Here is a 1,323-nt window from a genome sequence, read left to right on the forward strand (position 1 = left end):
TGCTTGCCGATCAGGATTTCATGAATATCGGGGTTTGACAGAGGGCTTTCGCCCCCGACCCCAAGCGGAGGATTTCCATGGCTTTCAGCTTCAAGCTTCCCAAAATTAGCGGTAATTCATCCGGGCAGATGACGGTATCGGCAGACATGCCTTCCGGCAAAATGCCGCTGCCCGGCTTCCTTGCCGGGCAGCCGGTTGTCCAGCAGATGAAGACGCTGGGCGGTATATTTGTCGCCTTGCTGTTGCTGATTGCCGGTCTGGTTTTCCACGACAACCGCGAGTCGACCCACAACACTGCTTACATCGCTGCTTCAGGTGAGATGCGCATGCTGTCGCAGCGACTGGCCAAAGCTTCATCGCTGGCGCTGCAGGGTAATGAGGTTGCCTTTGGTCAATTAAAGGAGTCGCGCCAGACTTTCGGCAAGCTTTTCGATCAGCTGTCGAATGGTGGCGAAATTGGCAGCGTCAGCGTACCCGCGTCGCCTGACAGTGTTCGCCCGCAACTCGACGCCCTTGGGCTGCGCTGGGCTACCACTGACAAGGATGCGGAAACAGTGATCGCGCAGGAAGCAAACCTGGTCGCGCTGGGCAAAAACGTTGCCACCATCGACAACAAAAATTCGGCAATGCTTGAACTGACCGAGCAGCTGGCAACCCTCAAGCTGCAGAGCGGGGCAGCTTCCCGTGATATTGCGTCATCCAACCAGCTGGTCATGCTCACTCAGCGCATCGCCAAGAACGCCTCAGCCCTGCTTGTCGGTGACGAAATCAACCCGGAAGTGGCCTTCCTGCTTGGCAAGGATACCAACGCTTTCCGCGACATCCTGGGCGCTTTGAGCAAGGGCGGTAACGATGCGGATAGCCGCAGCAAGCTTGATAGCTTGGAGGTGGCGTACAAGGAGTACCAAGGCGCAATTTCGAGCATTCTCGGCAATATGCAACCGCTGGTCCTTTCCAAGCAGGCTGGTTCGCGGATTTTCCGCGAGAGTGAAGATTTGCTGAAAGCGACCGACGAACTGGCTTTGGGTTATCAGCAGGGCCTGGCTGAACGCGGCATGTATATCGTGCTATTGATTGCGCTGAGCCTGATAGCCCTGGCCACGCTGGCCTTGCTGGCCAAGATCTATCTTGCCGATACCGGCCGTCGTGCCGCAGATGCAGAAGAGCAGCGTCACGCATCGGAACAGACCAACCGCGAAAACCAGGACGCTATTTTGCGTTTGATGAATGAACTGGGCGACTTGGCCGATGGCGACCTGACCGTTACAGCGACCGTCAGTGAAAATATTACGGGTGCCATCGCCGACTCGATCAACTACACCA

At 56.6% G+C, this 1,323-nt stretch carries 1 protein-coding gene; it reads left to right on the plus strand.

Going from position 1 to position 1,323, the window contains the following annotated elements:
* Nucleotides 1-77 precede the first annotated feature (77 nt).
* The coding region (locus ADADOO_RS01310) for a type IV pili methyl-accepting chemotaxis transducer N-terminal domain-containing protein (protein WP_511274361.1) at nucleotides 78-1,323 on the plus strand (1,246 nt) is incomplete at its 3' end.

This window comes from Azonexus sp., from assembly GCF_036170495.1.
Taxonomy (GTDB): domain Bacteria; phylum Pseudomonadota; class Gammaproteobacteria; order Burkholderiales; family Rhodocyclaceae; genus Azonexus.